Below are 18,390 nucleotides of genomic sequence, written 5' to 3'. Positions count from 1 at the left end.
GCCCCGACGCGGGGGTCGAGGTCAAATGCAATGACGTCGACTGCGCGGATCCTGATCGTTGCTGGCTCCGATTCCGGCGGCGGAGCCGGGATTCAGGCGGACATCAAGACCGTCACCATGCTCGGCGGTCACGCGATGACTGCGGTCACCGCGATCACTGCGCAGAACACGCTCGGCGTGACCGCAGTGCATCCTGTGCCGGCCGAAATAATCCTCGCGCAGATTGACGCCGTCGTGGACGACATCGGGGTCGACGCGGTCAAGATCGGGATGATCGGGAGCGCTTTCACCGCCGAGCAGGTGGCGGCGCGGCTCGAACGGCTGCGCGCCGATCAGCCCGGCCTGCCGATCGTGTTCGATCCGGTGATGGTCGCGACCAGCGGCGCGACGCTCGCCGACGACGCCACCGTCGCGGCGTTTGGGCGGCTGATGAAGGTCGCGACGATCGTCACCCCCAATCTGCCCGAACTGAGCCGCCTGACCGCCGAAGAAGACCCGGTCGCTGCCGCGTTGCATCTGGTGGGCGAGCATGGCTGCGCGGTCCTGATCAAGGGCGGGCACGAGGAAGGCGACGCACTCGCCGACGCGCTGATCGAAACCGACAATATGACCAGCTGGCAGGGCCAGCGGATTGACACGACGAGCACCCACGGCACCGGCTGCACCCTCGCCAGCGCGATCGCGTTCTTCCTCGCTGGCGGCGCGAGCCTGTCCGACGCGGTGGCGCGGGCGCGCGAGTTTGTCCGCGTCGCGCTGCACGATGCGCCGGGGCTGGGGCAGGGGGCGGGGCCGATCGGCCAGGCCAATGTGCGCCTTGACGTCGGCGGCGCGCCGCGGCTCAACCAGGTGACGGTCACCGGCACCAATTATGCGCGCTCGGTCGAATTCTACCTCAAGCTCGGGCTCAAGCAGATCGTTGACAATCCGCCCGATTATGCGCGCTTCGAGACCGCCGGCGGCGCGACCTTCTCGGTCCAGATCGACGCCGAGGAAAAGATCATCGCCACGACTGCGGTCTATTTCGAATGCGACGATCTCGACAGCCGGGTCGAGCAGCTCGCGCGCAGCGGCCTCATCTTCGAACACGGCCCGCGCAACCAACCATGGATGTGGCGCGAAGCACGCCTCCGCGACCCGGACGGCAACATCATTTTCCTCTACAAAGCCGGCGAGGCGCGCCGCTTCCCGCCGTGGCGGATGAGGGATTGAATCCGCACTTATTTGTGGATTGTGGCTTCGTGCGCAAAAATCCGGGTTTCCGCCTTCGCGGGAATGACGAATAACAAGCGCCATGCCCCGGCGCTGTTCTTTCCGGCTTGAGCTCGATTATCCGCAGCCGCTTGCGGGCGTGGACGAGGCGGGGTGTGCGCCGTTGGCGGGGCCGGTGGTGGCGGGGGCGGTGATCCTCGACCGCGCCAAATTCCCGCGCGGGATCGACGACAGCAAGAATTTGCCGCTGGAGAAGCGCGAGGCGCTTTACGCCAAGATCACCAAAGTCGCGGCGTGGGGCGTGGGGATCGCGACGGTCGAGGAAATCGACGAGATCAACATCTACTGGGCGCGGATGCTGGCGATGACCCGCGCGGTCGAGGCGCTGGGGCTCGATCCGGCGTGGGTGCTGGTCGACGGCAACGCCTGCCCCAAATGGTCCCGGCCGTCGAAGGCGATCGTCGACGGCGACGCCAAATGCCGCTCGATCGCCGCCGCGTCGATCATCGCCAAGGTGACGCGCGACCGCATGATGGTCAGCTATGCCGAGGCGCATCCGGGCTACGGCTGGGAGCGCAACCGCGGCTATCCGACGCCCGATCATCGCCGCGCCTTGCGCGAGCTCGGGCCGACCCCGCTGCACCGCAAAAGCTTCGGCCTGGTGCGCCAGATGATCGACGCCGCGGCGCAGCCCGAGCTCAAGATGGCGGAAAAGCGCCCAGGCGAGTCCTCCGCGCCACACCACCACCAGTTGGGTCCGCGCGCCGCCGCCTGACTCAATATCTTGTGTCCGGATCGTTACGGACTTGTCTTGTTCTCGTGGCTGGCGGGCTCCCGTTAACCTCTTCGATGTTGACCGCGAGTCCGCGCTGACTCACGTTCCCCGGCAATAGGGGGACGATAAGGCCTATGAATTTGATCGCCCGCATTGCGGATGAGCGCGGACTGCTGCGCCCCAAGCCGATCGGCCCGCGCGAGTTCCTGCCCTTCAACGTCATCCTCGAAGGCGATTGCATCGAGGAGATGGCCAAGCTGCCCGACAAATCCGTCGACATGATCTTTGCCGACCCGCCGTACAACCTGCAGCTTGGCGGCGACCTGTTCCGGCCCGAGGGCGGGCGCGTCGACGCGGTCGACGACGATTGGGACAAGTTTGATAGCCTGACCACCTATGACGCCTTTACTCGCGCCTGGCTGGCGGAGGCGCGGCGCATCCTCAAGGATGACGGCACGATCTGGGTGATCGGCAGCTATCACAACATCTACCGCGTCGGGTCGCTGCTCCAGGACGCGGACTTCTGGATCTTGAACGACATCGTCTGGCGCAAGACCAACCCGATGCCCAATTTTCGCGGCACGCGCTTTACCAACGCGCATGAAACCTTGCTGTGGTGCGCCAAGAACGAGGGCGCGCGCTACACCTTCAATTACCGCGCGATGAAGGGTTTGAACGACGATCTTCAGATGCGGTCTGATTGGCTGATGCCGATCTGCGCGGGTCAGGAGCGGGTCAAGGGCGCCAACGGAGCGAAGGCGCATCCGACGCAAAAGCCCGAGGCGTTGCTGTACCGGATCCTGCTTGCCTGCACCAAGCCGGGGCAGGTGGTGCTCGACCCGTTCTTCGGCACCGGCACGACCGGCGCGGTGGCGCGGCGGCTCGGCCGGCGGTGGATCGGGATCGAGCGGGAGCCGGCCTACGTAAAGGTTGCACGCGAGCGCATCGCGGCAACGCTGCCGCTCGACGAAAGCGCGATGCAGACCATGGCCGACAAGCGCGAAGCGCCGCGCGTAGCGTTCGGGGTGCTGGTCGAAAGCGGCCTCGTGCCGCCGGGCACCGCGCTGACCGACGCCAAGCGCCGCTGGACCGCCACGGTCCGCGCCGACGGATCGATCGCCTGCGCGACCCACGCCGGATCGATCCACAAGGTCGGCGCCGCGCTGCAGAATGCGCCGTCGTGCAATGGCTGGACCTTCTGGCACGTCGCAGGCGGCAAGCTGCAGGTGCTGGACGAGCTGCGGCAACAGCATCTGAGCGCGCTGACCTAATCCGTTCGTCCTGAGCGGAGCGAAGCCCTTCGACGCCGTCTGCGGCGTCACTCAGGATAAACTACGTCGAAGGGCGCTTGGCACGACCGGCTTGCCAGCGCCCTTCGACTTCGCTCAGGACGAACGAACATATGGCAACGCGAACCCTGCTCCGACCCACCGGCTTCGTCGATTCTCCTTTCGGTCACGACGGGAAGGTCGCGCGGCTGGCCGGCGGGCTCAATTTCTTCGCGATGGTCGAACTGATTTCGATTCATAATGGCCGCAGGACCGCCACCGAACTGGCGCCGATCGCTGACATCGAAAGCCGTCTCGACGATGACATGGCCGGGCAGTGGGCGGCGCTGACCAGTGCGCGCGCGCCGCTGCAGCTGGGCGGGCGCACGATCCGGCTCGATCAACCGCAGGTGATGGGAATCCTCAACGTCACCCCAGACAGCTTTTCCGACGGCGGTCGCTTCGCCGATGCGGCCGAAGCTGCGGCGGCGGGGGCCGACATGGCTGGAGCGGGCGCCGCGATCATCGACGTCGGCGGGGAATCGACCCGCCCCGGCGCGCAGACCGTCTGGGAAGGCGACGAAATCGCGCGCGTCGTGCCGGTTATTCGCCAACTCGCCGGCGGCGGCGCGGCGGTATCGGTCGACACGCGCAAGGCTGACGTCATGACGGCAGCGGTGCAGGCCGGCGCGCAGCTCATCAACGATGTGTCGGCACAGACTTACGACCCTCGTTCGGCAGAGACGGCGGCGGCGGCGGGCGTTCCCGTAGTCTTGATGCACCACCGGGGCGATCCGGCGACGATGCAGGACGACCCGCGCTACGCCGACGTGCTGGTGGAGGTTTATTTGTGGCTCGAAGAGCGGATCGCGGCGGCGGAAGCGGCGGGAATCGCGCGCAACAAGATCTTGATCGATCCCGGCTTCGGCTTCGGCAAGAATGTCGGGCACAATCTCGAGCTGATGAACGGCCTTGCGCTATTCCATTCGCTCGGCTGCCCGATCGCCTTGGGTGCGAGCCGCAAGCGGACAATCGGTGCGCTATCCAACGAAGCGCCCGCCGATCAACGGCTGGCGGGCAGCCTCGCGTTTGCGCTCAAGGCGGCGGAGCAGGGCGCGCAAGTGATCCGCGTCCACGACGTTCCGGAGACAGTGCAGGCGCTCAAGGTGTGGCGGGGCTTCCGCGACCAGGCGCTGACGCCGCGGGTTTGAGCGCAATGATGATCGGCCCCAGCGGCGTCAGCGAATCCTGGCGGCCGTTGGCCGGATCCCACAGCGAACTGACCGACCCGTCGAAGTAGAGCGCGTCCGGCGTTTTGAGTTGATCGCGGAAGAAGCGCGCGAACTTGCCGAGCGACACGCCATCCTCGGAGATAACGAACAGCGCCTTGCCTTTGTGCGTGCCGACGCCGTTGCGAATGAGCCGCGACGTCCCGTCATGACCGAGCTTCGGATGAAGCTTGCCGCCAATGACGAGCATGGGCCCGGATTGCGACGCGAACCTGATGTTGGGATTCAGCTTCCACGCGGTGGTAGCGATAACCGCGGCATTGCCGTCACGCGTAACCTGGAAGACCCCGTTGGGCATGAGGTGGAAATTGCCGCCGCCCTCGCGCCGGTTGAGGGCGCGCACCTCGCGCCCGTCGACGATGGCAAGACCGATCGGCCGACCGTCTTCGTCGAACATGCCCGCGTTCATGGCGAAGGCGACGCGGTTCGCGTCGATCGTGCCGCCGACTTCGGCGAAGCTTCGTGCAGGCGGCTCGCCTTTCCCTGCCGCGACGAGGACGAGCTCTCCGCCCTTGGGGTCGCAGACGGTGAAGCGCGATCCGTCAAAGCGCTCCTCGCGGCATGGGGATGGCGGCGCCTCCGCCTTTGCGGTTGGCCGGTCGCATGAGGTGTGGGTGAGCAGGAGAGCGCCAAGCAGCAATCGCATGGCGCGAGGCTAGCGCCTCAGGCGGCGGTGTCGATGCCCAGTTCGCCGAGCTTCCGGTAAAGCGTCGAGCGCCCGATCCCCAGGCGCCGCGCGACTTCGGTCATGCGGCCGCGATAGTGGCCGATGGCAAGGCGGATAATGTCGGCTTCGATCTCTTCGAGTGGGCGCAGGTTGCCGTCGCTTTCGTACAAGGTGACGCCGGGAAGGCCGCCGATCGCTTCGTCGCGGCCGCCCTTGCCGATGTTGGGCGTGAAATCGCTGCGACGGCCGGAGAAGCGCGATTGCACCGCGATATGCGGGAAATGTTCGGCGGTGAGAGAACTTCCATCGCACTGCAGGCCCGCGCGAAACAGCACGCCCGCCAGCTGGCGCACGTTGCCCGGCCAGCCGTAGCGCATCAGCACGGCAAGGGCGTCATTGCCGATCGACAGCGGCGGCAGGCCGGTCTGCTCGCCGAGCCGCTGCAACAGGTGCCGGGCGAGGCCGGGGATGTCGCCGCTACGTTCCCGCAGCGGGGGCAGTGTAACGGTCGTCGCGATCCGCTCGGCCAGGCCGGGCAGGAAATCGTCGGGCAGAGGACGGCTGCTGGTCGCGATTACCCGCACGTCGACCGAATAGCTGCCGTTGAGGCCCACCGGCCGCACCTCGCCGGTGGCGAGTGCGCGGTCGAGCCGCTCCTGCGTTTCCATCGGCAGCGCGGCGATCTCGTCGAGCAGCAGCGTGCCGGTGTCGGCCTGAACCAGCTTGCCGGTTTTGGCCGCGAACGCGCCGGGGAAGGCACCCTTTTCGTGGCCGAACAGCTCACTGTCGATGATGTTTGCGGCGACTGCCTTGCAATCGAGCGTGAGTAGCGGCCCCTTGGCGCGCAGGCTGGCCGAATGAATGGCGCGGGCGATCGTTTCCTTGCCGGTACCGGGCTCGCCGATGATCAGGATCGGCAGGCGATTGCGCGCCGCCTTGGCGGCAACCGCCAGGGCCGAGCGGAACTCAGGGGCGGCGCCGATCAATTGTTCGAGCGACAGGCACGGCGCGAGCTTTTCGGACACCGGCGCAAGTTCGCCAACGGCCTTGCGGCGGTCGGAACTGGTGGCCAGCGCGTCGAGCAGGCGTTCGGGCGCGACCGGACGGACCAGGAAATCGGAGGCGCCGGCGCGCATCGCTTCGACCGCAACCGATACGCTATCGCCATGCGACAGGACGATGACCGGCAGATCGGGCCGAAGATTGCGCAGGTTGGCGATCATCTGCGGCCCGTGCTCGGCACTCCACGACCCCAGAAGCGCGGCCTGAACCTCGCGGCCATGCGGCCCCTGCAGAAGCGCGGTCGCGGTTTCCTCGTCTGCTGCCCCCACAACACTCCAGCCCACCCGCGCAGCATTGGCCGAGATCAACCGGCGCTCATCGGCGTCGGAATCGAGCAGCAGCAAAGAGCGGACGCGGTCTTCGGTCATGTCGGCCTTTCGCCGCTCATTGTAGATGCGAGGGGTAAAGGCCGCCTTAAAGGAGGGCTTGGGCGGGCCCGATTGCCTTGTTATGGACACCCCACGACGCGCGCTGCGTGCAAGGGAGTTGAAAGCGACATGAGCCAGGACGAATCTTTGTTCACCAATCCCAAGCCGGAAATGGTGCCGCACGTCCGCGATTATTCGTGGTTCACGGCAATGTTCAAATGGGGCGCGGTGATCTCCTTCGTGATCGCCGCGATCGTCGTCGTCATCATCGCCAATTAGGCGGCTCGCAATCGCCATGAAAATCGCCGTCCTCAAGGAATCGGCCGCGGGCGAAACGCGCATTGCGGCGATTGCGGAGACGGTGAAGAAATTCGCCGCGCTGGGCGCCGAGGTCGCAGTCGAGAGCGGGGCAGGGGCGCAGGCATCGATCCCCGACGCCGACTTCGCGGCGGCAGGCGCGAAGGTTGGCAACCGCGCCGAGGTCCTCAAGGGCGCCGGCATCATATTGTGCATCAACGGGCCCGAGGCGGGCGAGCTGAAGGGCGCGGAAAGCGGCGCCTTGCTGGTCGGCGCGCTCGATCCGATGCGGCGCAGGGAAGCCGTCGATGCCTATGCCAAGGCAGGGCTCGAGGCGCTGGCGATGGAATGGATGCCGCGCATCACGCGCGCGCAGTCGATGGATATCTTGTCGTCGCAGTCGAACCTCGCCGGATACAAGGCGGTGATCGACGGCGCGGCGCGCTATGGCCGCGCTTTTCCGATGATGATGACCGCGGCGGGCACGGTCAGCCCCGCGAAAGTCTTTGTCATGGGCGTCGGGGTCGCTGGGCTGCAGGCGATCGCCACCGCTCGGCGGCTCGGCGCGCAGGTCAGCGCGACCGATGTGCGCTCGGCCACCAGGGAGCAGATCCAGTCGCTGGGGGCCAAGCCCATCTTTGTCGAGAATGTCGCGGGGATCGAGGGCGAAGGCGCCGGCGGCTACGCCACCGAAATGTCCGAGGAATATCAGAAAGCCCAGGCGGAGCTGGTCTCGAGCCATATCGCCAAGCAGGACATCGTCATTACCACGGCGCTGATCCCCGGGCGGCCCGCGCCGCGCTTGATCAGCGACGCGCAACTGGCGACGATGCGGCCGGGCAGCGTGGTCGTCGACATGGCGGCCGATGCCGGTGGCAATGTCGAAGGGACGGTTGCCGGTGAGGAAGCGGCCAAGCATGGCGTGACCCTTATCGGGGCATCCAATCTGGCGCGCAGCCTGCCGGCGGATTCTTCGGCCTTGTTCGCGCGCAACCTGTTCAACTTCCTGTCCGCCTTCTGGGACAAGGAGCAGGGCCGCCCGGTGCTTCCCGACGACGATGAGATCGTTCGCGGAATCCGTCTGACACAAGGCGGGAAAGTGATTCACGAGCGCCTGACCGCGGCGTGAGGTGACGCACATCAGCGACATCCTGGTCATCGGCGGGGGCGTCGCGGGGTTGTCGGCGGCAGCAGCGCTATCCCGGCACGCCAGGGTCCGCGTCGTCGAAGCCGAGGAGCAGCCGGGCTTCCATTCTTCGGGTCGAAGTGCCGCGCTGCTCCATTATGCGCTCGGCAACCCGCCGGTACGTCGGCTGACGCAGGCCAGCCGCGACTTTTTCGAAATCCCGCCCGAGGGTTTCGGCGAACTGTCCACGCGCCTCCCGATCCTGACGCCCGCGCGCGAAAGCGAGTTCGCGCAGCTGGAGGCACTGGCCGACGACCTGACGCCCTTCACCGAGATCGACTGGCTCGACGCCGATGGCTTGCGCGCCGAATGTCCGGTGCTGCGGATCGGGCCCGGCGAGGCGGAGCGGGGGTTCATCGACCGAACGGCGCTGAAGCTTGACGGTCATGCGCTGCTGCAGGGGCTCGTGCACCAGCTTCGCGCATACGGCGGCGAGGTTCATGGCAATGGCCGAGTCGCGACGATCGCGCGAACGGGGAGCGGGTGGCGGCTCGACACCGAGCGCGGGGACGCATTCGAAGCGCCGTTGTTGATCAACGCCGCGGGGGCGTGGGCTGATGCCGTGGCGCGGCTCGCGCACGTCACGCCGATCGGCCTACAGCCGATGCGGCGCACGATCATCGTGTTCGACGCGCCGGACGGCGTGGATGTCGCGCGCCTGCCGTTCACCAAGACGGTCGGCGACGAAGTCTATTTCGGCCCCGAAGCCGGGCGCATTTTCGCCTCGCCGATGGACGAGGTCGCGACCGACCCATGCGATGCACAGCCCGAAGAATATGAAATGGCCCTGGCCGCGCACCGGATCGAGGAGCGGACGGTGATGAAGGTGCGCCGCATCGTGCACCGCTGGGCCGGACTGCGGAGCTTTGCACCGGACCGCCTGCCGGTCGTCGGCTTCGCGCCTGACGCGGAGGGCTTTTTCTGGCTGGCGGGGCAGGGCGGGGCGGGGTTGCAGACGGCACCGGCGGTGGCCGCGATCGTCGAATCGCTCATTGCCAGCACGCCGTGGCCGGTCGCAGATGCCGCGCCCGGCGAGCTAAGCCCCGCCCGGTTCCTCGGGCAAGCGGCATAGATCGACCCAGCGTTCGCCGACGAGGTCGAACAGCCGGTTCGTCGGCACTTCGACCGAGGTATTGAGCGACCCGCCGGCCGGATAAACGACATCGAACGGTCGCAGCGACACGTCGAGATAGACCGGCAACGCCGCCTTCAGTCCGAAGGGGTTGACCCCGCCGACCGGATGGCCGGTCAGGTCGAGCGTCTCCGCCGCGCCAAGCATTCGCGGCCTTGCGCCGAATTCATCCTTGCACTTGCGGTTGTCGAGCCGCGCGTCGCCGCGTGTGACAAGAAGGAACGTCAGATCGCCCGCGCGGATCGCGAGCGTCTTGGCGATTCGTGCCGGCTCGACACCGAGCGCCTTGGCTGCACTTTCGACGGTCGCGGTGCTGGCGTCGACCTCGATGAGGGGCAGGTCGGGCGCATTTTCGGCCAGCCAGGCGCGGACGCTTTCCAGGCTCATCCCGGTTCGCCGATGAGATGCAGCGCGATCTCTCGCGCGGGCGGCTGGCGGCGATGTTCGAACAGGTAGATGCCCTGCCACATGCCGAGCGTCAGGCGGCCCCGGGATACCGGGATCGACAGCGACGTCTGGGTCAGCGCCGAACGAACGTGCGCGGGCATGTCGTCCGGGCCCTCGTCATCATGCTCGTAATCGGTGCTCTCGGGCGCAACGCGGGCGAAATATGCTTCGAGGTCGCGCCGCGCCGCCGGGGCCGCATTCTCCTGTATGAGAAGGGAAGCCGAAGTGTGGCGGCAAAGGAGCGTCAGCAAGCCGTCAGTGATCGGCTGTGCGGAAAGCCACTGTCCGACCTCGCGACCCACAGGATGAAGGCCTTGGGCGGGCGCTTGAACGATGACGGAGCCGATGAACTGACGCAGCATGTTGGCGCTGTAGCAGGGCATTGGGCCAAGATCAGGGGACGATCGCAATACCAGTCGTGAGCGGACGCATTCGGTCCGAGTCGCCAACTCGCGGCAGGGGTCAGGCCGGTCCGCCTCGGATCGTTACTTCGCCGCACTTCGCAATAGATGGGAGACGCAACTACGAAAAAGCGCCCGCATTCCTGCAGACGCCTTAACGTTTTGATTTGCCTGAGATTTAAGCCGGAAGCCCGGCCTCAGCTAATCTTGCTTCGGCTTAGCGCCAAAACCAACCAAGCAGATCCCAGAACCCACGGGTTTGCTTTTTCATCGTCATTCCCCTGTTCAAACTGCGATTCGGCAGTTGAGGGGACATTAACCTTAATTGAGATGGTTAGCAACAGATTAACCAATTCGTTCAAGTCGCGCACCTACGTCAGCAAGCAAGTGCACCAATTCCGCAAGTTGTTTGAAGTTACGCGACGCGTCGGCGCGAGTCGGCGACAATGCGTTTCATTAGGCTTTCAAGGCTCATCGGACGGCCGATGATGTATCCCTGCGCCAGATCGCATTCCATTTCCGCAAGCGTATCGAGCGTTTCGCGTTCCTCGACCCCCTCGGCAACGACTCGCCGCTCGAGCGAATGAGCAAGGCTGATGGTCGACTGCACCATCAAGCGGTCGCTGCGATTGTCGCACAATCCTTTGACGAAGCTTTGGTCGATCTTGATCTCGTTGGCGGGGATCTTCTTCAGATAGTTCAACGTCGACAGGCCGGTGCCGTAATCGTCGATCGAAATCTCGACACCGAGGTCGCGCAGCCGCGAAAGCATGGCGAGCGCCTCCCCGCCTTCCGCCAACTCCGTCGTCTCCGTCAGCTCAAGGGTGAGGTGCTTGGGCGCAAGCCCATGGCGGGAGAGGAGCGCGGCAACCCGCATGGTCAGTTGGCGGTCCGACAAAAGGCGTGCGGACAGGTTCACGGCCACCCCGAATTCATGGCCGCGACTGTTGATTTCCGCCGCGGCCACAATGGCCTTTTCCAGGACGAAGTCGGTCAGCTTGCCGATGCGGTCGTGTTGTTCAGCCGCGGCGACGAATTCGGATGCGGCGATCGGCCCCTTTTCCGGGTGCGTCCATCGCGCCAGCGCTTCGGCGCCAGAGATGCGACCAGTCCTAAGGTCGAGCTGAGGCTGTAAAGCAATCCAAACTTCGCCCTTGTCGATGGCCGAGTCGAGCTGGCTGAGCATCGATAGCTTCCACGACGCATCCTCGATCGTGCCGGGATCGTGATATTTCCACTTGAGGCCTGCATGCGCGGCTTCCTCGGCAGCCACGGTGGCACTGGCGAGACGGTTGGCCAGCGAACGGCCGCTGCCGATCTCGACGCCGAAGCTGATCGCGACGTCGATCGGCAAGCCCGCGATCCTCACTGGATTGCGGAATAACGCGTAAAGCGCATCGATGTGATGTCCGAACGGTTCCGCCGATTGCTCGAACCAGGCGAAAAGCCCGCCGTCCCCGTGATAGAAGGTTCGGTCTTTCGAGCCGAGCGACAGTCGGGCGACAATCTGATCGACGAGCTGCTTTTCGTTTTCGGCCGCCAAGGCTGCGACAATTTCCGCATAGTTAAGGATGCGTGCAACGATCATCGCTTCGTTCCGGCCGGCGCGCCTCGCCTGGAGTGCGGTCAGATTCGGCAACCCGGAGACGGCGTTCAGCATGCCTCGCTGTCGATACTGCCGCCAGGCGATCGCGGACGTCACGGTGAGGATGACGAACAAGGCTGGCGTAATATCGGCGTGGATGCCGCGCGCTTCGAGCGGGATCGTCCCGACCAGCAGGAAAGCAATAAAGCCGCCGATGAGCGGGACCTGCCGGCGCGAATGCCTTAACCGCAGGGAGAGCGCAGCAAGCACCATCGCCGCCAGATAGAAGGGCACCCAGCCGAGGTAGAGTGGACGTCCGTCCTTGAGTGTCTCCGCTCCCAGCGCATGAAGATAGACGCTGCCCATTTCGCCGATACCGGGAATGTTCGACAGCTCATTGGCGGCGGTTGTCGTGGTCGGTCCGACGATGACGTCCTTGCCGCGGACGAACTCAGCCGGAAGCCGGTTGCCGAGCACGGACCGCGCTGAAACCGAGGGGATGCTGGCAGGGTCGATGGAATAATCAACGATGAAGGTTTCGCCCGTTGCCCGGCCCTCGACATTGGCGAGCAGGGCTGAGAAGGACGGCAGCGTCCGCCCATCGATCGGCATCGCGAACGGCATTTTCCATGCCGTGTAGCGGAAATTGTACCGGACGCTGGTCGATCCCAGTTGGGCTGCGTCTGCCAGGGGCGCATAGGGCAAGGCGCCCGTCTGCAGGCTGGAGCTGCTGCCGGTAACGGTCTTGACCGCCAATACGCTTCGCCCGGAGCGTTTCAGCGCATCGGCGAATTTCCGGTCGTCGGCTGCGGTCGTCGGACCGTAGAACGGCGTGGTGAAGAAGATCCGGCGCGCACCGGACCGGGCCAGCTCGTCGGTCAATCGGGCGTATTCGCGGCGCGACCAGGGCCATGCGGCGACCTCACGGACAGATGCTTCGTCGATCTTGACGATGACGATATCGCCGCTTGCTCGATTGGAATGCGTTTGATTGCGGAGGGTGCGAAGCGCATCCTCCAGCGGTTCGCCGAACTGGATCAGGCCGAAGATCAGCCCGGCGAGCGCCGTCCATAGCAGGAGCCAAGACGGCGACCGCGCAGCTGTCTTTTCCTCCCGAGAGCGCACCGAGCACTTCTCCCCATTGAACACGGGCATATGTGTGCGCGGGGAAAGGTTATTAATTCGATAACCCCGTTCGAATTAACAACGTTCGGTCCGGCGCGTTGAACCTCCATTCCAAACCCCTCTCGACAGCCTGGAAGCGAGCGGCCACAAACGCCTGCTGCTTGGCGGAGGGCTCATGGACTTCGTTTCAATCCTGTCGATCTTCGTGCTGTCCTGCTTCGTCGGCTATTATGTCGTCTGGTCGGTAACCCCCGCGCTTCACACCCCGCTGATGAGCGTGACCAACGCCATCTCGTCAGTGATCATCGTCGGCGCGCTGATCGCGGCGGCTTCGGCGGCGAGCCCGGCGGCGAAGTGGCTCGGCCTGCTCGGCGTGGTGCTGGCGAGCGTCAACATCTTCGGCGGCTTCGCAGTCACCGCTCGGATGCTCGCGATGTACAAGAAGAAGGAGCGTCCGGTTCCGCAGGGAGACAAGACCCATGCATGAGGCGGCGGCGACGCCCGCCTGGGTGCTGATCGCCTATCTGATCGCCGGGGTCTGCTTCATCCTCGCGCTGCGCGGACTGTCGAGCCCGGAAAGCAGCCGCCGCGGCAACCGCGCGGGGATGATCGGCATGGCCATTGCGGTCGTGACGACGCTCGCGGTGCATGAGATTGCAAGCCTGCCCGAAATCCTCGCCGCGGTGGCGATCGGCGGCGGCATCGGTTTGATCACCGCACGCAAGATCCAGATGACGGCGATGCCGCAGCTGGTTGCGGCCTTTCATAGCCTCGTTGGCATGGCCGCAGTACTGGTCGGCGCGGCGGCGTTCCTCAATCCCGGCGCGTTCGGCATCCTCGGGCCCGATGGCATCGAGCCGGTCAGCCGCATCGAAATGGGCCTCGGCGTAGCGATCGGCGCGATCACCTTCTCCGGCTCGGTGATCGCCTTCCTCAAGCTTAACGGCAATATGAGCGGCAAGCCGATCCTGCTCCCGCTGCGCCATGTCATCAACTTGGCGACGCTGGCGGCGATTCTCGGGCTGATCGCGTATTTCACGGTCGATCAGTCGCCGTGGGTGTTCTGGACGGTCGCGGCACTGAGCTTCGCCATCGGCTTCTTGCTCATCATCCCGATCGGCGGGGCCGACATGCCGGTCGTGATCTCGATGCTCAACAGCTATTCGGGCTGGGCCGCGGCGGCGATGGGGTTCACGCTGCACAACAGCGCGATGATCATTACCGGGGCGCTGGTCGGCAGCTCGGGCGCGATCCTCAGCTACATCATGTGCCGGGCGATGAACCGCAGCTTCATCTCGGTGATCGCTGGCGGCTTTGGCGGCGATGCGGTCGCGGGCGGCGCGGCGGCGGCGATCGACCGGCCGTACAAGCGCGGATCGGCCGAGGATGCGGCGTTCCTGATGAAGCAGGCCGACCAGGTGATCATCGTCCCCGGCTACGGCATGGCGGTGAGCCAGGCGCAGCACGCACTGCGCGAGATGGGCGACCTGCTCAAGAAGGAAGGGGTGCGCGTCAAATATGCGATCCACCCCGTCGCGGGGCGAATGCCGGGGCACATGAACGTGCTTCTGGCCGAGGCCAATGTGCCGTACGACGACGTGTTCGAGCTGGAGGATATCAACAGCGAATTCGCGCAGACCGATGTCGCATTCGTCATCGGCGCCAATGACGTCACCAACCCCGCGGCCAAGACCGACAAGAGCTCGCCGATCTACGGCATGCCCGTGCTCGACGTCGAAAAGGCCCGCACCGTGTTGTTTATCAAAAGATCAATGGGCGGGGTCGGCTATGCCGGCGTCGATAACGAGCTCTTCTACCGCGACAATACGATGATGCTCCTCGCCGACGCCAAGAAGATGGTCGAGGAGATCGTCAAGAACCTCGGCTGACGGCTTTTCCGAACAATCCACCGATTTTCGATTCAACTTCCGCTAACCCGGTTCGTTACCGCTTGCGCGGCAGCTTCGCCTTGCGTGACAAGCGTTTTGGGCGCGCGCGATCTCGCTGGCGCCGCTCATCGGGAAGGGGTCGAACGTTGCGCAAGCTGGGAATCGTTGGGGGGACGAGCTGGGCGTCCACCGCGCTTTATTACGATCATATCAACCGCGCGATCGCCTATCGGCTTGGCGGGCTGCACAGCGCGCGGCTGGCAGTCGAAAGTCTCGACCTCGCCCCGATCGCTGAAATGGAGCTGGCGGGCGACTGGGCGGGGGTTGCCGCCGCGACCACGCAGGCGATGCGCAATCTCGAACATGGCGGGGCCGAGGGCGGCCTGATCGCCTCAAACACCGGCCACATGGTCTATGACGATGTCGCCGCCGCGGTCGGCATCCAGCTGCTTCACATCGGCGATGCCGTCGCCGATCGCATCGTCGCCGACCGCCGCGGGCGCGTCGCGCTGCTCGGCACGCGCTTCACCATGACCGAGGGCCACGTCCGCGACCGGCTGGAAGCGCGCGGCATCACCCTGGCACCGATCGAGGCGGGTTGGATGCGCGAAGTCGACCGGATCATCTTTGAAGAGCTCGCCGCCGGCCGCGTCGTCCGCGACAGCCAGCGCAAACTCAAGACCCTGATCACCGAGCTCCAGAAGCAAAAGGTCCAGGCGATCGTGCTCGGCTGCACCGAGCTGGTGCTCGCCGTCGACGTCCGCGCCAACGTGCTGCCGGTCTACGATTCAACCGCGATCCACGCCCGCGCCGCGGTCGATTGGATGCTGAGCGAGCAAGAAGAAGCGCGCGCCGCCGCGTGAGGCGCTTCGTCCCAGATCGGGAAGCATTGCGGCCACGCGCACCCTTTGTCCCGGGCAGGCGGTTTTCTCCCCTGAACATCTGAACTCAGGGGAACGAAAAATGACCGAATCCGCAAGCAATCTCATGGCCATCATGTTCGGCCTTGCCGTCTGCGCGTTGATCGTGGCGGTGGGCTGGCGCAGCGTCCAGAACCGCCGCATCCTGCGCATGCAGGGCACCAACGGTGCCGAAACCGTCATCGTCGCCAACGAGGATGATCAGGTTACCAGCGTAGCAACCACGCGCGAGTAGCGAACCGAGCGGCCCGACCCGATCAGTCGGGCCGCACCTCAATGGCTACGATCTCGATCGTCTCGTCGTCTCGATAATCGACGACCTCGCCGACGTTGGCGCCGAGCATTGCGCGCGCCAACGGGGACGCGAAGGTGATACGCTTCTCGGCCGGATCGGCCTCGTCGTGCCCGACGATTTCCAGCGTCTTGCGCGTCTTGCCCTGCAATATTGTCACGCGCGTCCCGATGGCCACCGTCTCGCCATCGGGCGTGGGTGCGAGCTGCGCGCTGGCGAGGCGCTGCCGCCAGTAGCGCGCGTCACGCAGCACGGCCTTGCGCTCGTCCTCGGGCAATTCCGCCGCAAGCCGGCCCTCAAGCTCCGCATTGCGCTGTTCGATCAGCGACAGCCCGCGCCTGGTGACGAGGTTGGGCCCAGGCGGGATCGGCAGCTCGAACTTGGGCTCGAGATGCTCTTCATCACTCTCACGGCGAAAGGCGACGCTCATCCGGGCGGTTTAGCATGATTGGCCGTGAAGCGCCTGGGTCGCCGTTTCATCAAAGCCCATTTCCGTCCTCGCATCCCTGCGGCCGAAACCCTAAATCACCCCGCGTGACTAAGGCCGATCGTCCCGACCAGCCCAATGCCGCCGCGCGCTTCAATGAGGATGCGGCGACCTATTCGGTGCGCGGGAGCGAGGCGCCCGACCTGGAGGCGGGGATCGCGGCGATCCGCAACGTGCTGAAGACGCTGCCGTCGCGGCCGGGGGTGTACCGGATGCAGGATGCGCGCGGTGACGTGCTGTACGTGGGGAAGGCGCGGGTGCTGCGCAATCGGGTCAACAGCTACACCCAGGTGACCAAGCTGCCCAAGCGGCTGCAGCGAATGGTCAGCCAGACGCGGTCGATGACCATCGTCACCACGCGGACCGAGGCCGAGGCGCTGCTGCTCGAAGCGCAGCTGATCAAGCGCTTCCGCCCCGCCTACAACGTGCTGCTGCGCGACGACAAAAGCTTCCCCTTCATCCTGCTGCGCGAGGATCATGCCTTTCCGCGGGTGCAAAAGCATCGCGGCGCGCGGCGCATCAAGGGGCAATATTACGGGCCGTTCGCCTCCGCCGGATCGGTGACGCGGACGCTCAACGCACTGCAGAAGCTGTTCCTGTTGCGCAGCTGCTCGGATAGCTTCTTCGCCAACCGCTCGCGGCCGTGCTTGCTGTATCAAATCAAGCGCTGCTCGGCGCCGTGCGTCGGGCGTATTGCGCAGGCCGACTATGCGGAGCTGGTCGACGATGCGCAGGCGTTCCTCGCAGGCAAGTCGACCGGGGTGCAGGCGCGCCTGTCCAAATCGATGGCGGAAGCCGCCGAGCGGCACGATTATGAGCTCGCCGCGGTCTATCGCGACCGGCTGCGCGCGCTGACGTACATCCAGGGCAGCCAGACGGTGCATGCCGAGGGGCTAGGCGACGCCGACGTGTTTGCGCTCGCGTGCAAGGGCGGGACGATGTCGATCCAGGCCTTTTTCATCCGCGGCGGGCAGAATTGGGGGCACCGAGCCTTCTTCCCCGCGCACACCAATGACGTGCCCGAGGCCGAAGTGCTGGCGAGCTTCCTCGTCCAATTTTACGAGGACATGCCGCCGCCCAAGCGCATCCTGGTCGACCGCGAGCTGCTCGAGCGCGAGGTATTGGAAGAGGCGCTGAGCGCGCGGGCGGAGCGCAAGGTGGTGATCGAGCAGCCCCAGCGCGGTACGCGGCGCAAATTGCTCGACCAGGCCAAACGCAACGCGGAAGAGGCGCTCGACCGGCGGATGGCGGAGACGACGACGCAGACGCGCGTGCTGCGCGAACTGGCCGACGCGTTCGAGCTGCCCGAGGTGCCCAAGCGCATCGAAGTCTATGACAACAGCCACATCATGGGCACCAACGCGACCGGCGCGATGGTCGTCGCGGGCCCCGAGGGCCTGCGCAAGAACAGCTATCGCAAGTTCAACATCAAGACCGCGCAGACCAACGACGACTTCGGCATGATGCGCGAAGTCCTCGAACGGCGGTTCGCGCGGCTGGAAAAGGAAGATCCCGACCGCACCAGCGGCGACTGGCCCGATCTGGTGCTGATCGACGGGGGCAAGGGGCAGCTTTCGGCGGTGTGCGAGGTGATGGAGGACATGGGCGTCCACGACGTGCCGGTCGTCGGCGTCGCCAAGGGGCCGCATCACGGACGCGAGGGCAGGGAGGTGTTCCACCTGCCCGGCGGGCGCGAGCTGACCTTTCCGACCAATTCGCCTCTGCTGTTCTACCTCCAGCGGCTGCGCGACGAGGCGCACCGCTTCGCCATCGGCACCCACCGCGCCAAGCGCGCCAAGAGCCTGACGACGAGCACGCTCGATGAAGTCCCCGGTATCGGCCCCAACCGCAAGCGCGCGCTGCTGATGCACTTTGGCACGGCGCGCGCGGTCAAGGGCGCGGCGCTGGAGGATCTCGAAAAAGCGCCGGGCATCAGCAAGGCGACCGCGCGGCAGGTCTATGATTATTTCCATCCGCGGGGGTAGCGCAGC

General features: G+C 65.6%; 18 protein-coding genes. 12 read left to right on the top strand and 6 right to left on the bottom strand.

The annotated features are described in order from the left end of the window. The first annotated feature begins 30 nt into the window (after positions 1 to 30). The 4 genes from thiD to folP all read left to right on the top strand — a co-directional run bounded on the left by thiD (position 31) and on the right by folP (position 4,463). Entirely contained in the window at positions 31 to 1,209 is a 1,179-nt protein-coding gene (gene thiD / locus H9L13_RS09310; RefSeq protein ID WP_187537445.1) for a bifunctional hydroxymethylpyrimidine kinase/phosphomethylpyrimidine kinase, read from the top strand. An 82-nt stretch (positions 1,210 to 1,291) separates the two neighbouring features. Next, a complete protein-coding gene (locus H9L13_RS09305; RefSeq protein ID WP_187537444.1) occupies positions 1,292 to 1,984 on the top strand; it encodes a ribonuclease HII in 693 nt (230 codons plus the stop codon). Positions 1,985 to 2,118: 134 nt separating this feature from the next. Further along, positions 2,119 to 3,255: a site-specific DNA-methyltransferase gene (locus H9L13_RS09300; RefSeq protein WP_187537443.1), complete on the top strand. Its 1,137-nt coding sequence runs from the start codon at positions 2,119 to 2,121 to the stop codon at positions 3,253 to 3,255. 131 nt (positions 3,256 to 3,386) lie between these two features. Next, positions 3,387 to 4,463 carry a dihydropteroate synthase gene (gene folP, locus H9L13_RS09295; protein ID WP_187537442.1) on the top strand — a complete coding sequence of 359 codons (1,077 nt, stop codon included), beginning with the start codon at positions 3,387 to 3,389 and terminating at the stop codon, positions 4,461 to 4,463. Here the strand turns inward: folP and H9L13_RS09290 are convergent. Together H9L13_RS09290 and H9L13_RS09285 are read right to left on the bottom strand one after the other, a co-directional pair. Next, a complete protein-coding gene (locus H9L13_RS09290) occupies positions 4,414 to 5,187 on the bottom strand; it encodes a phosphodiester glycosidase family protein (protein WP_187537441.1) in 774 nt (257 codons plus the stop codon). The two genes, folP and H9L13_RS09290, sit on opposite strands and share 50 nt — an antisense overlap. Positions 5,188 to 5,204: 17 nt before the next feature. Next, a complete protein-coding gene (locus H9L13_RS09285) occupies positions 5,205 to 6,638 on the bottom strand; it encodes a sigma-54-dependent transcriptional regulator (protein WP_187537440.1) in 1,434 nt (477 codons plus the stop codon). A gap of 129 nt (positions 6,639 to 6,767) precedes the next feature. Between H9L13_RS09285 and H9L13_RS09280 the strand changes: the two genes are divergently transcribed. Genes H9L13_RS09280 through H9L13_RS09270 form a run of 3 tightly spaced genes read left to right on the top strand, consistent with a single transcriptional unit; the run spans position 6,768 to position 9,193 of the window. Next, the gene (locus tag H9L13_RS09280; protein WP_187537439.1) at positions 6,768 to 6,917 is read left to right on the top strand and encodes a hypothetical protein; all 150 of its coding nucleotides are present in this window, start codon (positions 6,768 to 6,770) and stop codon (positions 6,915 to 6,917) included. A 16-nt stretch (positions 6,918 to 6,933) separates the two neighbouring features. Next, complete coding sequence (locus H9L13_RS09275) at positions 6,934 to 8,064, top strand: Re/Si-specific NAD(P)(+) transhydrogenase subunit alpha (protein WP_187537438.1); 1,131 nt, start codon at positions 6,934 to 6,936, stop codon at positions 8,062 to 8,064. A gap of 1 nt (position 8,065) precedes the next feature. Further along, positions 8,066 to 9,193: an NAD(P)/FAD-dependent oxidoreductase gene (locus H9L13_RS09270; RefSeq protein WP_187537437.1), complete on the top strand. Its 1,128-nt coding sequence runs from the start codon at positions 8,066 to 8,068 to the stop codon at positions 9,191 to 9,193. On the opposite strand, the gene H9L13_RS09265 is transcribed toward H9L13_RS09270, so the two are convergent. The 3 genes from H9L13_RS09265 to H9L13_RS09255 all read right to left on the bottom strand — a co-directional run bounded on the left by H9L13_RS09265 (position 9,158) and on the right by H9L13_RS09255 (position 12,811). After that, positions 9,158 to 9,640, bottom strand: coding sequence for a YbaK/EbsC family protein (locus tag H9L13_RS09265; RefSeq protein ID WP_187537436.1), 483 nt, complete (start codon positions 9,638 to 9,640; stop codon positions 9,158 to 9,160). The genes H9L13_RS09270 and H9L13_RS09265 overlap by 36 nt on opposite strands. Further along, the gene (locus H9L13_RS09260) at positions 9,637 to 10,059 is read right to left on the bottom strand and encodes a secondary thiamine-phosphate synthase enzyme YjbQ (protein WP_425326501.1); all 423 of its coding nucleotides are present in this window, start codon (positions 10,057 to 10,059) and stop codon (positions 9,637 to 9,639) included. Before H9L13_RS09260 ends, H9L13_RS09265 begins: the two co-directional genes overlap by 4 nt. Positions 10,060 to 10,516: 457 nt before the next feature. Further along, positions 10,517 to 12,811 carry an EAL domain-containing protein gene (locus H9L13_RS09255; RefSeq protein WP_187537434.1) on the bottom strand — a complete coding sequence of 765 codons (2,295 nt, stop codon included), beginning with the start codon at positions 12,809 to 12,811 and terminating at the stop codon, positions 10,517 to 10,519. Between the two features lie 175 nt (positions 12,812 to 12,986). Here H9L13_RS09255 and H9L13_RS09250 point away from each other — a divergent pair, with 175 nt between their 5' ends. The 4 genes from H9L13_RS09250 to H9L13_RS09235 all read left to right on the top strand — a co-directional run bounded on the left by H9L13_RS09250 (position 12,987) and on the right by H9L13_RS09235 (position 15,855). Further along, positions 12,987 to 13,298 carry an NAD(P) transhydrogenase subunit alpha part 2 gene (locus H9L13_RS09250; protein WP_187537433.1) on the top strand — a complete coding sequence of 104 codons (312 nt, stop codon included), beginning with the start codon at positions 12,987 to 12,989 and terminating at the stop codon, positions 13,296 to 13,298. Then, the gene (locus H9L13_RS09245) at positions 13,291 to 14,700 is read left to right on the top strand and encodes an NAD(P)(+) transhydrogenase (Re/Si-specific) subunit beta (RefSeq protein ID WP_187537432.1); all 1,410 of its coding nucleotides are present in this window, start codon (positions 13,291 to 13,293) and stop codon (positions 14,698 to 14,700) included. Before H9L13_RS09250 ends, H9L13_RS09245 begins: the two co-directional genes overlap by 8 nt. Positions 14,701 to 14,846: 146 nt before the next feature. Further along, on the top strand, positions 14,847 to 15,563 hold the full coding sequence (locus tag H9L13_RS09240) for an aspartate/glutamate racemase family protein (RefSeq protein WP_187537431.1): 717 nt from the start codon (positions 14,847 to 14,849) through the stop codon (positions 15,561 to 15,563). A gap of 100 nt (positions 15,564 to 15,663) precedes the next feature. After that, entirely contained in the window at positions 15,664 to 15,855 is a 192-nt protein-coding gene (locus tag H9L13_RS09235) for a hypothetical protein (protein ID WP_187537430.1), read from the top strand. Between the two features lie 22 nt (positions 15,856 to 15,877). On the opposite strand, the gene H9L13_RS09230 is transcribed toward H9L13_RS09235, so the two are convergent. Beyond that, complete coding sequence (locus H9L13_RS09230; RefSeq protein WP_187537429.1) at positions 15,878 to 16,342, bottom strand: GreA/GreB family elongation factor; 465 nt, start codon at positions 16,340 to 16,342, stop codon at positions 15,878 to 15,880. A gap of 14 nt (positions 16,343 to 16,356) precedes the next feature. Here H9L13_RS09230 and uvrC point away from each other — a divergent pair, with 14 nt between their 5' ends. Then, positions 16,357 to 18,384 carry an excinuclease ABC subunit UvrC gene (gene uvrC / locus H9L13_RS09225; protein WP_187537428.1) on the top strand — a complete coding sequence of 676 codons (2,028 nt, stop codon included), beginning with the start codon at positions 16,357 to 16,359 and terminating at the stop codon, positions 18,382 to 18,384. Positions 18,385 to 18,390 lie beyond the last annotated feature (6 nt).

Source organism: Sphingomonas lutea (genome assembly GCF_014396785.1).
Taxonomy (GTDB): domain Bacteria; phylum Pseudomonadota; class Alphaproteobacteria; order Sphingomonadales; family Sphingomonadaceae; genus Sphingomicrobium; species Sphingomicrobium luteum.
This window is presented reverse-complemented; position numbering and strand designations above follow the sequence as displayed.

What these genes read in the sequence shown, in the direction of transcription:
- thiD (WP_187537445.1), top strand. Translation starts at nt 31, where the DNA reads ATGACGTCGACTGCGCGGATCCTGATCGTTGCTGGCTCCGATTCCGGC.
- H9L13_RS09305 (WP_187537444.1), top strand. Translation starts at nt 1,292, where the DNA reads ATGCCCCGGCGCTGTTCTTTCCGGCTTGAGCTCGATTATCCGCAGCCG.
- H9L13_RS09300 (WP_187537443.1), top strand. Translation starts at nt 2,119, where the DNA reads ATGAATTTGATCGCCCGCATTGCGGATGAGCGCGGACTGCTGCGCCCC.
- folP (WP_187537442.1), top strand. Translation starts at nt 3,387, where the DNA reads ATGGCAACGCGAACCCTGCTCCGACCCACCGGCTTCGTCGATTCTCCT.
- H9L13_RS09290 (WP_187537441.1), bottom strand. Translation starts at nt 5,187, where the DNA reads ATGCGATTGCTGCTTGGCGCTCTCCTGCTCACCCACACCTCATGCGAC.
- H9L13_RS09285 (WP_187537440.1), bottom strand. Translation starts at nt 6,638, where the DNA reads ATGACCGAAGACCGCGTCCGCTCTTTGCTGCTGCTCGATTCCGACGCC.
- H9L13_RS09280 (WP_187537439.1), top strand. Translation starts at nt 6,768, where the DNA reads ATGAGCCAGGACGAATCTTTGTTCACCAATCCCAAGCCGGAAATGGTG.
- H9L13_RS09275 (WP_187537438.1), top strand. Translation starts at nt 6,934, where the DNA reads ATGAAAATCGCCGTCCTCAAGGAATCGGCCGCGGGCGAAACGCGCATT.
- H9L13_RS09265 (WP_187537436.1), bottom strand. Translation starts at nt 9,640, where the DNA reads ATGAGCCTGGAAAGCGTCCGCGCCTGGCTGGCCGAAAATGCGCCCGAC.
- H9L13_RS09250 (WP_187537433.1), top strand. Translation starts at nt 12,987, where the DNA reads ATGGACTTCGTTTCAATCCTGTCGATCTTCGTGCTGTCCTGCTTCGTC.
- H9L13_RS09245 (WP_187537432.1), top strand. Translation starts at nt 13,291, where the DNA reads ATGCATGAGGCGGCGGCGACGCCCGCCTGGGTGCTGATCGCCTATCTG.
- H9L13_RS09235 (WP_187537430.1), top strand. Translation starts at nt 15,664, where the DNA reads ATGACCGAATCCGCAAGCAATCTCATGGCCATCATGTTCGGCCTTGCC.
- H9L13_RS09230 (WP_187537429.1), bottom strand. Translation starts at nt 16,342, where the DNA reads ATGAGCGTCGCCTTTCGCCGTGAGAGTGATGAAGAGCATCTCGAGCCC.
- uvrC (WP_187537428.1), top strand. Translation starts at nt 16,357, where the DNA reads ATGATTGGCCGTGAAGCGCCTGGGTCGCCGTTTCATCAAAGCCCATTT.